This window comes from Microbacterium resistens (assembly GCF_031456305.1).
Taxonomy (GTDB): domain Bacteria; phylum Actinomycetota; class Actinomycetes; order Actinomycetales; family Microbacteriaceae; genus Microbacterium; species Microbacterium resistens_A.
The window spans coordinates 36,386-48,692 of record NZ_JAVDUM010000010.1; the positions used below are offsets into that span (position 1 = coordinate 36,386).

The window sequence follows — 12,307 nt, forward strand, 5'->3', positions numbered from 1 at the left end:
AAGATATGAGGTGACGATGACCGCTCCCGTGCCCGTCCTCCGCGCCGAGGCCCGATCGCGTCCCGGAACGCTCCCCGCGCTGCTCTGCGCCGTGCTGTCCTTCTCGCTGATGCAGACGCTCCTCGTCCCGGCCCTTCCTGAGCTCGTGTCCGATCTCGGACTGGATGCGGCGGGCGGGGGATGGATCCTCACCTCCTATCTGCTCAGCGGGGCGGTCGCCGCCCCGATCCTCGGCGCCCTCGGCGATCGGCGCGGTCATCGGCGAGTGCTCCTCGGTGCGTTGATGGTCTTCGTCCTGGGCGGGGCACTGTGCGCGTTCGGCGGGTCGTATCCGGTGTTCCTCCTCGGCCGGGTGCTGCAGGGGGCGGCGACCGCGTCGTTCCCGCTCGCGCTCGCGATCGTGCGTCGCCATCTCCCCGTGGATGCGCAGGCCGCGGCCGTGGGCTGGCTCAGCGGGACCCTCGGCCTCGGTGCCGGAGTCGCGCTCGTGGTGGGCGGGGTGATCGCGCAGACGCTGTCCTGGCCGTGGCTGTTCGGCACCGGCGCGGTCCTCGGGGTGGTGAGCATCGTCCTCGTCGCGCTCTGCGTCCCCGCATCGCCCCATCCGCGGGAGCAGGAAGCCGGGCGCATCGACGGCGTCGGCGCAGTGCTGCTCAGCGTCGCCCTCCTCGCCCTGCTGCTGGCCGTCGCTCAGGGGAGTGTCTGGGGAGCGGGTGCTCTGATCGGACTGCTCGCCGTGTCCGTCGTGGCGTTCGTCGCCCTGTGGCTTGTGGAGCGACGGATCCCCACGCCGCTCGTGGACGTACGCGTCCTGACGCGGCCCGCCCTCGCCCTCACCAACCTGCTGACCCTGCTGCTCGGGTTCATCCCGTATCTGTTCTACGTCGGCCTGCCGATCCTGTTCCAGGGGCCGGAGCCCTCGGGGTTCGGCATGACGGTCGCCGGCACCGGGCTGGCGATGCTGCCCGGCGCGGTCCTCGTGTTCCTGGGTGGACGGCTGGCCCCCGTCCTCCTCGTCCGATTCCGCCCGGCGACGGTCGCGATCCTCGCGCTGCTGCTCATGGGGATCGGCAGCGTTGGCGCGGCTGTTCTCCTGGGCTCGCTCCCCGCCGTGATCGCGTCCTTCTCCCTCGTGGGGCTCGGCAACGGCCTGGGGTTCGCGCTCGCTGCCGATCTCGTCTCGCGTCTGGTGCCCCGGGACGAGATCGCGGCCGCCGTCGGCGTGAACGGGGTGCTCCGCACGGTCGGCTCGGCCTTCGGAACCCCCGTGACGATGCTGCTCATCGCTGGTGCCGGTGCCGGTGCCGGTGCCGGTGCCGGTGCCGGTGCTGGTGCGTCGGGGGGAGGGGGGTTCGTCCTACTGTTCGCGGTGGCGGCCGCCGCCTGCGTCGCCGGAGCGCTGCTCGGCGGTGCGATCCGGGTACCGCCGAGTCGATGAGCCGGCGCGCCGCCCTCGACTCCCCGCTCCCGGTTTCCCGCTCCCGGCTCTCTGTCCCCGCTTCCGGCTCTCGGCTTCCGCGAGACTGCAACTGCGTTCCGAGACTGCGCAGAAATCGCGCAGTCTCGAGACGCAGTTGCAGTCTCGCGGTCAGCGGCCGGTCAAGGGCGGCGGGAGGGGTGGACGGGGAGGAACGGGCCGGATCAGGGGAGCACGGGGAGAGCGGCCCGGGGGATGACCATCGGCGTCCCGGTCTCGGGATCTGGCTCCACCCGGCAGGGCAGGCCGTAGACCTCCTCGACCAGCTCGGCCGTGATGACCGTGGTGGGCGGCCCGGCGACCACCACCGCGCCGTCTTTCATGACGATGAGGTGGTCGGCGTAGCGCGCGGCCTGGTTGAGATCGTGCAGGACGACGACGACGGTCCGTCCGTGATCCGTGCGGAGCCGCTCGAACAGCTCCAGCAGGGCGTACTGATGGGCGATGTCGAGAAAGGTCGTCGGCTCGTCGAGCAGGAGTAGAGGCGTCTGCTGGGCGAGGACCATCGCCAGCCAGGCGCGCTGCCGCTGACCACCGGAGAGCTCGTCGACGAGACGGCCCGAGAGTGCGGTGGTCCCGGTCGCGCGGAGCGCGTCGGCGACGGCACGCTCGTCCTGCGTCGACCACCGGTCGAACAGGCGTTGATGCGGGTAGCGTCCGCGGGCGACGAGATCGGCCACACGGATGCCCTCGGGGGCGAGCGAGGTCTGCGGAAGAAGGCCGAGGCGTCGGGCGAGCTCCTTCGCGGGCAGGGCGGCGATGTCGGCGCCGTCCAGCACGACGCGCCCGCCGGCGATCGGGAGGACGCGGGCCATCGCGCGCAGCAGCGTCGACTTGCCGCAGGCGTTGGGGCCCAGGATCGCGGTGTAGGAGCCCGGCTCGATGCGGAGGTCGACCCCGTCGCAGATCACGCGACCGTCGTATCCGACGCGTACGCCCTCGGCGGAGAGCGCCGGGGTGGGCAGCAGCCGCGGATCCTCGGAGATCGTGGTCATCTCTTGTCCTCTCGGGTGGTCGGGTGTGCGTCGGTGCGGCATCCGCTCACCGTCGCCTGCGGAACTCGGAGGCCAGCAGCCAGGCCAGGTAGACGCCGCCGAGGACGGCGGTCACGACCCCGACGGGGAAGGCCAGCCGCTGCGCCAGCATGTCGGAGGCGAGGAGCACCGCCGCCCCCGTGAGCGCGGAGGGGACCAGGAGCAGGCCGGATCCGCGGACCAGTCGCCGAGCGATCTGCGGCGCGGCCAGCGCGACGAAGGAGATCGGACCTGCCGCCGCCGTGACGAGCGCGACCAGCGCGACGCCGAGGAACGTCGCCGCGGTGCGAGCCCGGGTGGGAGAGGTCCCGAGCGCGAGGGCGGCATCGTCCCCCAGCTCGGTCTGCCGGAGGCCCGGGGCGACGCCGACGAGGAGGGCGAGCAGCACGACCAGCACCGCGATCATCGGCCAGGCCTGCTCGTGTCCCAGCCCGTTGAGCGAACCTGCGGACCAGACGGCGGCGAGCATGGCGGAGTCGACGTCCACCATCAGCATGAGCATCGAGTTCAGGGACGACAGGAGCGCGCTGATCCCGATCCCGACGATGATGAGGCGGAACGGCCGGATGCCGCCGCGGACGGCGAGCAGATAGACGACCGCCGCCGTGGCGCATCCGCCGATCAGCGAGCCGGCGGCGACGTCCAGATAGCGTGCAGAGCCCAGCCAGAGCATGACGACGATCGCCCCCGTGTAGGAGCCCGCGGAGAATCCGATGATGTCCGGGGAGCCGAGCGGGTTCCGGGTGAGGGACTGGAAGACGGCGCCGGACACCGCGAGCGCGACGCCGCAGGCGATCGCCAGCAGCACCCGGGGGAGCCGCCATCCGAGGACGAGAAGTCGGGCCTGGGCGTCGCCTCCGCCGGTGAGGGTCGCGATGACCTCCCCGATGTCGAGGGCGTAGCTGCCCATTCCGAGCGAGAGGAGGGCGAGCAGCACGATGCCGATCACGAGGGCCGTGCAGACGATCGTGGTGCGGACGCTCAACAGCGCCGAGAGCCGACCGACGCGCAGGGAGAACGAACGGTAGCCGTGCTCGATGCGTTCGGACGGTTCGATGTGTCCGGACGGTGCAGCGGGGCGGGGGGTGGCGTTCACAGGCCCGAGACCGATCTGCGACGGGCGAGGAGGATGAGGACGGGCGCTCCGACGAGCGCGGTGACCAGCCCGACGCGGACTTCGCCGCTGGGGAGCAGGATCCGGCCCAGGATGTCGGCGACGAGCAGGATCACCGGGGCGACGACCAGGGTGTAGGCGAAGACCCAGCGCTGATCGGGACCGACGAACCAGCGGACGACGTGCGGCACCATGAGGCCGAGGAAGGCGATGGGGCCGGCGAGGGCGGTGGCGGTGCCGGCGAGGAGCGTGACCGCGATGATGACGACGACCCTCGTCGCGCGGATCCGCACCCCGAGCGACGATCCCAGCTCCTCGCCGAGGGCGAGCGCGTTGAGCGGGCGGGCGGAGGCGAGGCCGAGGATCAGGCCGAGGGCGATCAGCGGTGCGAAGGCGAGCACGAGGTCGAGGTCGCGCCCGCCGATCGATCCCACGCCCCAGAAGCGGAGGTCGTCGAAGGCCTTGCGGTCCGCGAGCGTGAGCGCGGTCGTCGCCCCGCCGAGAGCGGCGCTGACCGCGACGCCGGCGAGGGTCATCTTCGCCGGCGTCGCGCGGTTGCCGCCGATCGACCCGAGGGCGGCGACGAGGACCGTGACGCCGGCGGCCCCGAGGAGCGCGAACCAGACGTACCCGAGCGGTGCGGTGACCCCGAGCGCTCCGACGGCGATCGTCACCGCGAAGGTCGCACCGGCGTTGACGCCCAGGATGCCCGGGTCGGCGAGGGGGTTCCTGGTGAACGCCTGGATCAGTGCCCCGCACAGGCCGAGCGCCGGGCCGACGACGAGGCCGACGACCGTCCGGGGGATCCGGAGGTCCAGAATCATGACGTGCTCGTCCACCGCGTCGTCATAGGCCCAGACCGCGTCCCAGATCGTCGAGGGCGCGATCGGGCGCGCGCCCACACCGATGCTCGCGACGACCACGACCGCCAGCACGGCGATGCAGCCGATGAGGCCGGCGAGCCGCGCCGCCCGCCCCCGGGCGATGCCGGTCGGCGCGGTGCCGGACGAGGCGCTCCTGGCCGTCGGGGGCGGCAGGGTGCCGGTCGTCACAGTCCCGCGGCCTCGTAGAGACGGAACACCTCGTCGACGACCTCCTCGGTGTCGCGATCGCTCTCGTAGAGCAGGCGGATCCGTTCGTGGAAGTCCTCGCCGAGGGCCTCGTAGCGGGCGCCCCACTCCTCGGAGCGGTCCGTCCAGTAGCCGAGCGTCGTCTGCGCCCCGGCCGGGAGCGCCCGGTCGTGCCTGAGCAGGCGGCGCACCTCACGGTTCACCCGCGCCTCCCCGCCGAACCACACATAGGTGCGCTCGTCGAGGCCGGTGCGCCGCAGCGCCGGGAGGAGCTCGCTCGGGCCGTGGCCGTTGCCGGTGCCGCGGAGCCAGACATAGTCGACCCCGTCGGCGTCCGCGAGCATCTGATGGCCGGGTCCGCGCACCTCGGCGATGATCGTCGTGTCGACCTGACCCGCGGTGAGCTCGGCGATCCGGAGCGCGGCGGGGAGCGCCGGCTCGTCGGCGATCAGCAGCTGCCGTGTCGCCCACACGGGACGCTCGTAGATGGGCCGCGGCGGGTTGATCCCGAGCTCCTGCCCCGGACGGGCCTGGAGCGCCCAGGCCGCGGCGATCCCCCCTTCGTGGGTGGCGAAGTCGATGTCGACGGCGCCCTCCCGATGCGCGCGGATCGTGTAGGTGCGCATCGCCGAGGGGGCGACGCCCTCCGGATAGTCCCACCCGCTCTCGGTGAGGAAGGGGAGCCGGACCGGCTCCGCAGGGGTATCGGGGAAGAAGAGGCGGACGTACTCGTCGCCGATCCCCGTCGTCGGATAGTCGCGCATGTCGGGCCCGCCGAGGGCGATCCGCACCATCCCGTCGCTCACGCGACGGACCGCGACGACCTCGGCGCGGTGGACCCGGGGATCGTAGGCGTCGGGGAGGCCGGGGTACGGGAGGCGCTTCGCGGTCATGAGCCGTCTCCTCACCGGCTCGGGCGCACGACGGCGTCACCGTCGATCGCCCGTGCGAGGTCGTCGACGAAGCCGTTCTCGATCGCCCACGGGATGCTGAGGAGGGTCGGGCCGTTCGTCGCCATGCCCATCGTGGCGTCCTCCAGGACGTAGGAACGGCCTTCGGCGATCGGCTTCCAGCGCGAGAAGAGGGGGTTCGTCAGCGTCGCCTTGGTCTCCTCGGGGGTGGAGGACCAGGCGACGAAGACGTCGGCGTCGACCGTGTCGAGCTTCTCCAGGCTCACCGCGCCGTAGAAGTCCTCGGGGCCCAGCCCCGAGAGGGCGCTCTCGAGGCTGGGGCTGTCGACCAGCCCGAAGCCGCGGAGGAAACGCACTCGGGGGTCACCGGAGACGTAGAGGCCGACCTCCGTCGCCCCCTCCGAGAGGGTCACGCCGTAGACGAACGAGGCGCCTTTGAGGCCCGGGTGGGCCGCGACGGCGTCGTCGATGCCCTTCTGCGTGTCCGCGATGAGCCCAGCCGCCCGGTCCGTCGTGCCGAGGGCCGTGGCGACGACGTCGGTGAGCTCCTGCCAGGTGCCGGACTGCCACGGCCGCTCGGCGAAGGCGATGGTCGGCGCGATCTCGCTCAGACGCGCGTACTGGCTCTCCGTCACGCCGGAGTGCGGGGCGAGGATGAGGTCGGGGGCGAGGGAGAGGATCTGCTCGAAGTCCGGCTCCTCGCCCTCGGCGAGGACGGTCGGCATGTCCGCATGGAGGACCTCCTCGACTTGGTGCCGGAACCAGGGGGTGAAGCCCTCATCGTCGCCGCCCCAGCTCGTCGAGACCCCGACAGGTGCCGTTCCCAGCGCTGCCACGATGTCCTGCGTCATCCAGCCGATCGTGACCACCCGCTTCGGCTGCTCCGGGATCGTCGTCTTCCCGTAGACGTGCGAGACGGTGACGGGGAAGGCGCCGTCCGCGGCGGACGCGACCGGTGCGGAGGAGGCAGGGGCGCCGCCCGCGCATGCGGTGGCGGCGAGGGCCAGCGCGGTCATCGCGGCGAGGGAGGCGAGGCGTCTGAGGATGCGCGGCATGGGGTGCTTTCTCTGGTCGGTCACGGAGGCGGAGTCGCCGTCCTCGACGCTACGGAGCGCGGGTTGTCGCGATCCGACAACCTCCGTCGCCGAGGTGACAGCCCTCCCAGTCGCTCAGATGCCTGATCGACCGAGGAAGACGTGCGGAGGTCTGCCCACGGTGCGGTGGAACGCCGCGCTGAAGGCGCTGAGGGTCGTGTAGCCGACGCGCCGCGCGACCACGCCGACCGGTGTGCCGGTGTGCAGGAGATCGAGGGCTGCCGCCATCCTGACCTCCGTCCGCCAGCGGGTGAAGGTCAGGCCGGTGTCCGCACGGAAGGCCCGGGCGATGGTCCTGGTGGACTGGGACGTCAGCACCGCCCAGTCCTCGATCGAACGGTCATCGGCGGGGTCTCTGAGGATCGCCTCCGCGATCGGGAGGATGCGGTGGTCCCGAGGGGCGTCCGGGACCCTGCGGGGACGATTCGCCTCGGCGACGAGCTCCATGCAGACCCGTTGCGCGCGCAGTCTCCTCTCGCTCGGCATGTCGGTCGAGGCGAGATGGCTCAGGAGCTCACGCAGCGCCGCGTTCACGAGGACGGGCCGGACCCCGCCGGCCGGGCCGTGCCAGGCCTCGACGAGGATGTGGACGGCGGCCAGGGTCGTCCCCGGCCCGCGTTGGACCGTGTGGCTCGTCCCCGAGGGCACCCAGACGCCGTGGCCGGGGGAGAGGTCCCAGCGCCGACCGTCGATCTCGACCGACGCGCTGCCGCGTTGCGGCCAGAAGATCAGGTGCTCCGGGTGCGCATGCGGCCGTTGCCGGCACCCGTCGTACTCGTCGATGAAGGGTGAGGCGAGGAACCGCGTGGTGAGCAGATAGCCGTCCGGGACGATCGTCCCGTGCAGAGGAACCAGGCGGGGGGCCTCGGCGGTGAGCGGGAGAGGCATGGATGACACGGGCATTCTCCTATCAGGTAAGGCTAACCTTACTTGAAGCGAGGCTCTTGCTTGAAATGAGCCGAGGTCCGCGGACGAACTGTCCGCCCGACGACAGATATTGTCCGCCGCCGAGCCCCCGGCGTCCGTACCGTCGGTCAGGATGCAGACTCTCCTCGATCGTCCCGACCGGCTCACCATCGGCGCCGTGCTCCGGCTCGCACTCCTCCGAGGGCGCCGGGGCGCCCTGCTCGTTGCCGGGACCGCCGGCCTCATGCTCCATCAGGCCTGTGAGGCCGCGGTGCCGATCCTCATCGGCGTCGTCATCGACCGGGCCATCGCTCCCGGTGATCCGCAGGCGCTGCTGCTCTGGCTCGGCGTCCTCGGCGCGGTCTTCGTCGTGCTCTCGCTCAGCTACCAGCGGTCGATCCTCGGGATCGTGCGCTCCTACTGCCTCGCCGAGCACGATCTGCGCCAGCTCGCCGTCGGCCGGGTGCTGCACCCGCGCGGATCGACGGGTCGGCGGGGCACGGGCGAGGTGCTCTCGGTGGCGACCAGCGACGCGTATCGGGTCGCCGGGATCGTCTGGAGCATCGCCGAACAGGGCGCGACGGCCGCCGCCGTGATCGTCGCCGCGATCGCCCTGCTGGTTATCTCCGTGCCGCTGGGGGTGGGCGTGCTCCTCGGAGCCGTGGCCGTCCTCGTCACCATGCATGTGCTCGCCCGGCCGATCGAGCGCCTCGGGCTCGCCGAGCAGGAGTCGGTCGCGGCGGCCAGCGACGTCGCGACCGACGCGATGGCTGGTCTCCGCATCGTGCACGGGCTGGGCGCGCAGAGCGAGATGGCGCGGCGCTATCGCGTGGCGAGCGCGGCGTCGAAGCGGGGAGCCGTGAGATCGGCCCGCTCGCTGCTCACCTATCAGGCCGTGAGCACGGGCGTCTCGGTGCTGTATCTCGCGGCCCTGGCGCTCGTCGCCGCGGGGATGGCGTCCGAGGGGCTCATCACGGTCGGGCAGCTCGTCACGGTGGTGGGCCTCGCGCAGTTCCTCCAGGGGTCGCTCGCCCATGTCGGCACGTTCGGGGCGAACTGGGCGCACAAGCGCGCATCCGCCCGTCGCCTGCACGCCGTCCTCGCGGACGGCTTCACGCATCCGGATCTGGTGTCGGCGGCGACACCGGTCATCGGCCCCGGACCCGAACCCGCTCCGCTCAGCTGGCATCCGTCGGCCGGGGACCCGATCCGCGCCCTTCCCGCACGCCTGGTCGGGGTGCGGGTCGCGGATGCCGGCGAGGCGGGACGGGTCGCCGCGCGGCTGTCGTTCCGGGAGGTCGGTGCACCGGGCGAGCTCCTCGTCGGCGGAGTCGATGCGCGGTCGGCAGGGCCCGTCGCGTTCGCGGCGCGGATCTGCGCACCGCCGCACGACGCCGCGCTCTTCTCCGGCTCCTTGCGGGAGAACGTCACGGCGGACGGAGTCCTCGACACGGCGGTGGTCGCGGCGATCGCCCTGGACGACGTGATCGCGGATCTGGGCGGCCCCGACCAGGAGATCGGCGAGGGCGGACGCCGCCTCTCGGGCGGGCAGCGGCAACGGGTGCTGCTCGCCCGGGCGCTGCACTCGCGGGCAGGGGTGGTCGTCCTCGAAGAGCCGGTGACGGCTCTCGACCCGGTCACCGAGACACGGGTCGCCGCCGGTCTCCGGGGGCTCGGACGCACGATCGTCGTCGTCACATCCAGCCGGGCACTGCTCCGGGAGTGCCATGTCGTGCAGGACGCGCCGTCCGTCGAGGCGGAGGGGCATGCCGCATGAGCATCTCCCTCCCGGTCGCGGCTCCTCGTGCCACGGCGGCCGTCTGCCGTCGTCTTCTCACCGCCCGCTCCGGCGCCCTCCTCGCGACGACGGCCCTCCTCCTGATCGGCACCGCCGCAGGCCTGGCCGCTCCGCCGGCGCTGGGCGCCCTCGTCGACGCGGTGATCGCCGCCGCGCCCCTCAGATCGCTGGTCGCGATCTGCGCGGTCATCCTCGCGTCCGGGCTCCTCTCCGCGTTCCTCCTCTGGACGGGTGGCCGACTGCTGGTGCGGGTCCTGCAGGACGCGCTCGCCGAGCTTCGCGAGGATGTGTTCGCTGCAGCGGTCTCCCTCGATCCCGTCGTGGTCGAGGGGGCGGGGAGCGCGGACGTCGTCTCCCGCGTCACCGGGGACGTCGAGGCCGTGACCGAGGCCGTCTCCGGGGTCCTTCCCCGCTTCGTCCAGGCCACGTTCACGATCGTCCTCACGGCGGTCGGACTCGCGGCGCTCGACCCCTGGCTGGCGCTCGCCGCATCCGCCGCCGTTCCCATCCAGGTCCTCGTCACGATGCGCTTCCTCCGGCGCTCTCGCCCGCTGTACACCCGATTGCGGCGGGAGGAGGCCGCACGCGGCCAGTCCGTTATCGAGACGGTGGACGGCGCGCGCACCGTCCGTGCCTATGGCGTCCAGGGCGAGCGGCTCTCCCGCATCGCCGAGCTCAGCCTCATCGCCGTGGAGACCCAGCGGGACGCGGCCAGGGTGCGCAACGGGTTCAACGGCGGGCTCAACCTCGCCGAGTTCGCGGGGCTCGCCGGCATCCTCGCTGTCGGCTTCCTCAGAGTGGACGCCGGCATCCTCACGGTCGGAGCCGTGACCGCGGCCGCGCTGTTCTTCCATCGACTGTTCGGGCCGATCGGTGCGCTCCTTGGCAGCCTCGACGATCTCCAGCGTGCGCAGGCGGGGCTGGAGCGGCTGGTCGGGCTCGCCGGGGCAGGGCGTGCCCGGGGCGAGGACGCCGAGGAGATCCGCGATGCCGAGGTGCGCATCCAGGGCGTCTCCTACCGCTACCCCGCCGCGGAGGCCGACGCGCTCCACGGCGTCGGCCTCCGGCTGCCGGCGGGGACGGCCACCGTCCTGGTCGGCGCCTCGGGGTCGGGCAAGTCGACCCTTGCGCGGATCGTCGCCGGCATCCACGTTCCACGACGAGGCGATGTCCTCATCGGCGGGGTTCCTGCCGGACGCGCACGGTATCGAGGACGCCCGGCCGTGCAGCTGGTGACGCAGGAGGTTCGGCTCTTCGACGGCACGCTCGCGGACAACCTGCTCCTGGGGCGGCCGGACGCGACACACCGGGAGATGACGGACTCGCTCGTCGCGGTGGGGGCGACCTGGGCCGTCGGAGGTCTTGATCGGAGGGTCGGCGGGGAGACCGATCTCCTCCGCGCCCAGCAGATCGCCCTCGCGCGGGTGCTCCTCGCCGATCCTCCCGTGGTGGTGCTGGACGAGGCGAGCGCCCAGGGCGGACATGGCGGCGAGCTCGACGACGCGCTCGCCGCCGTCGCCCGGGGGAGGACCGCGATCGTCGTCGCGCACCGCCTCGGCCAGACTCGCTCCGCGGACGCCGTCGCGGTCTTCGAGCGCGGTGCGATCGTGGAGAAGGGGAAGAGGGAAGACCTCATCCGTCGTCCCGGTGGAGTGTTCGCGCGCCTGTGGGCCGCGAGCGGGGGCGACGGGGCACGGGATGGGGACGACGGGGATGGGGCCGGGAGCCGGGACGGGCATGACGGGGTCGACGGGTCCCGATGCTGATGTCGGCCGTGCGTGAGGCTCCGAGAGCACATGTGGACATGCGGGGGTCACACGGGGTCACACGCGGTCATGAGAGAGGGAAGGATTTGTCCTCAACCACGGTTGAACTCTTAACGTGGAGGACAGGGCGCCCGCTCGACGGCGCCCGGATGAGAGGCACGATGACCGGCACGACCCCCGAGATCGCGGACGAGTTCAAGGACGCCTTCCGGAGTCATCCGGCCGGTGTCTCTCTGGTCACGGCGAGCACGGCGGAAGGCCCGGTGGGGCTCACCCTCTCCAGCGTCGCCTCGGTCAGCGCCGATCCCGCCGTCCTCGTCTTCTCCGTCACGAAGGCCACCGGAAGCGCCGGAGGGATCCTCGGCGCGCCGAGCATGGTCGTCCACTTCCTCCTCGTCGGACAGGAGGGGATCGCCGACGCCTTCGCCCGATCGGGGCAGCCGCGGTTCACGTCGGAGCAGGGATGGCAGACGCTCGCCACCGGTGAGCCGTATCTGCCGTCGGCACGGGTCGCCCTGCGGTGCACGATCCGCGAGACCCTCTCGGTCGGGGGATCCGCCCTGGTCCTCGCGGACGTCGTCGAGGTTCTCCCCGGCGTCGAGGGCGATCCGCTGCTCTACCACGACCGCCACTACGACAGACTGGCTGTCCCCGTCCGCTGAGCAGACCGTCAAAGGGCTTGCCCCGGCTGTCGACCTGAGCGAGGGTGGAACCATGATGACCGTCACCCTCGTCCTCCCTTTTCCGGCGCCGCTCGCCCTCGGGAAGGTCGTCGAGGTCGAGCGGGAGGACGCATCCCACGGGCGACCGGTGCTCCGTGACGTCGACACGGGCGTCCGCTACGAGGTCGGTGCTGCGCTGATGGATCTCCTTCCGTCGGGGCAGGCGAGGGTGATCGCGTGCACGATCCGCGGTGAGGGCGGCGGGTCGGCATCCACCGAGCTGGTGCTCCTGCCGTTCGGAGAGCCCGTCGGCGCTTCCCCGGGAGGGGCGGCTGTGGCGTTGTCCGGGGCGGAGCAGGCCGCAGCGTCCGCCGGGGCGCAGGCCGCGCTGTGGGGCGGCGGCGACCGGCCGCCGCGGGAGGAGCCCGAGCGCTTCTGGTGAACGGGCGCTTCTGGTGAACGGGCACCGTGGTGC

At 72.4% G+C, this 12,307-nt stretch carries 11 protein-coding genes; 5 read left to right on the forward strand and 6 right to left on the reverse strand.

What is annotated here, in order from left to right:
- Positions 1-16: 16 nt before the first annotated feature.
- A complete protein-coding gene (locus tag J2Y69_RS11775) occupies positions 17-1,438 on the forward strand; it encodes an MFS transporter (protein ID WP_310020889.1) in 1,422 nt (473 codons plus the stop codon).
- 203 nt (positions 1,439-1,641) lie between these two features.
- Here J2Y69_RS11775 and J2Y69_RS11780 read toward each other — a convergent pair whose 3' ends face one another.
- The 6 genes from J2Y69_RS11780 to J2Y69_RS11805 form a co-directional block, all read right to left on the reverse strand.
- Positions 1,642-2,472 (reverse strand): ABC transporter ATP-binding protein, encoded by an 831-nt coding sequence (locus J2Y69_RS11780; RefSeq protein WP_310020891.1) that lies wholly within the window; start codon positions 2,470-2,472, stop codon positions 1,642-1,644.
- A gap of 46 nt (positions 2,473-2,518) precedes the next feature.
- Positions 2,519-3,607: a FecCD family ABC transporter permease gene (locus J2Y69_RS11785; protein WP_310020894.1), complete on the reverse strand. Its 1,089-nt coding sequence runs from the start codon at positions 3,605-3,607 to the stop codon at positions 2,519-2,521.
- Entirely contained in the window at positions 3,604-4,677 is a 1,074-nt protein-coding gene (locus J2Y69_RS11790) for a FecCD family ABC transporter permease (protein ID WP_310020897.1), read from the reverse strand. The genes J2Y69_RS11785 and J2Y69_RS11790 overlap by 4 nt, the downstream gene beginning before the upstream one ends.
- On the reverse strand, positions 4,674-5,588 hold the full coding sequence (locus J2Y69_RS11795; RefSeq protein WP_310020899.1) for a siderophore-interacting protein: 915 nt from the start codon (positions 5,586-5,588) through the stop codon (positions 4,674-4,676). The genes J2Y69_RS11790 and J2Y69_RS11795 overlap by 4 nt, the downstream gene beginning before the upstream one ends.
- Before the next feature lie 11 nt (positions 5,589-5,599).
- Entirely contained in the window at positions 5,600-6,661 is a 1,062-nt protein-coding gene (locus J2Y69_RS11800; RefSeq protein ID WP_310020901.1) for an iron-siderophore ABC transporter substrate-binding protein, read from the reverse strand.
- A 114-nt stretch (positions 6,662-6,775) separates the two neighbouring features.
- Positions 6,776-7,588: a helix-turn-helix transcriptional regulator gene (locus J2Y69_RS11805; protein WP_310021152.1), complete on the reverse strand. Its 813-nt coding sequence runs from the start codon at positions 7,586-7,588 to the stop codon at positions 6,776-6,778.
- A 151-nt stretch (positions 7,589-7,739) separates the two neighbouring features.
- On the opposite strand from J2Y69_RS11805, the gene J2Y69_RS11810 reads away from it, so the two are divergent.
- From J2Y69_RS11810 to J2Y69_RS11825, 4 genes are all read left to right on the forward strand, one after another.
- On the forward strand, positions 7,740-9,383 hold the full coding sequence (locus J2Y69_RS11810) for an ABC transporter ATP-binding protein (protein ID WP_310020904.1): 1,644 nt from the start codon (positions 7,740-7,742) through the stop codon (positions 9,381-9,383).
- Positions 9,380-11,170: an ABC transporter ATP-binding protein gene (locus tag J2Y69_RS11815; protein ID WP_310020907.1), complete on the forward strand. Its 1,791-nt coding sequence runs from the start codon at positions 9,380-9,382 to the stop codon at positions 11,168-11,170. The genes J2Y69_RS11810 and J2Y69_RS11815 overlap by 4 nt, the downstream gene beginning before the upstream one ends.
- A gap of 161 nt (positions 11,171-11,331) precedes the next feature.
- On the forward strand, positions 11,332-11,832 hold the full coding sequence (locus J2Y69_RS11820; RefSeq protein WP_310020911.1) for a flavin reductase family protein: 501 nt from the start codon (positions 11,332-11,334) through the stop codon (positions 11,830-11,832).
- A gap of 52 nt (positions 11,833-11,884) precedes the next feature.
- Positions 11,885-12,274, forward strand: a complete 390-nt coding sequence (locus tag J2Y69_RS11825; RefSeq protein ID WP_310020914.1) for a hypothetical protein — start codon at positions 11,885-11,887, stop codon at positions 12,272-12,274.
- The last annotated feature ends 33 nt before the right edge of the window (positions 12,275-12,307 follow it).

What these genes read in the sequence shown, in the direction of transcription:
- J2Y69_RS11780 (WP_310020891.1), bottom strand. Translation starts at nt 2,472, where the DNA reads ATGACCACGATCTCCGAGGATCCGCGGCTGCTGCCCACCCCGGCGCTC.
- J2Y69_RS11810 (WP_310020904.1), top strand. Translation starts at nt 7,740, where the DNA reads ATGCAGACTCTCCTCGATCGTCCCGACCGGCTCACCATCGGCGCCGTG.
- J2Y69_RS11795 (WP_310020899.1), bottom strand. Translation starts at nt 5,588, where the DNA reads ATGACCGCGAAGCGCCTCCCGTACCCCGGCCTCCCCGACGCCTACGAT.
- J2Y69_RS11805 (WP_310021152.1), bottom strand. Translation starts at nt 7,588, where the DNA reads ATGCCTCTCCCGCTCACCGCCGAGGCCCCCCGCCTGGTTCCTCTGCAC.
- J2Y69_RS11820 (WP_310020911.1), top strand. Translation starts at nt 11,332, where the DNA reads ATGACCGGCACGACCCCCGAGATCGCGGACGAGTTCAAGGACGCCTTC.
- J2Y69_RS11825 (WP_310020914.1), top strand. Translation starts at nt 11,885, where the DNA reads ATGATGACCGTCACCCTCGTCCTCCCTTTTCCGGCGCCGCTCGCCCTC.
- J2Y69_RS11800 (WP_310020901.1), bottom strand. Translation starts at nt 6,661, where the DNA reads ATGCCGCGCATCCTCAGACGCCTCGCCTCCCTCGCCGCGATGACCGCG.
- J2Y69_RS11775 (WP_310020889.1), top strand. Translation starts at nt 17, where the DNA reads ATGACCGCTCCCGTGCCCGTCCTCCGCGCCGAGGCCCGATCGCGTCCC.
- J2Y69_RS11815 (WP_310020907.1), top strand. Translation starts at nt 9,380, where the DNA reads ATGAGCATCTCCCTCCCGGTCGCGGCTCCTCGTGCCACGGCGGCCGTC.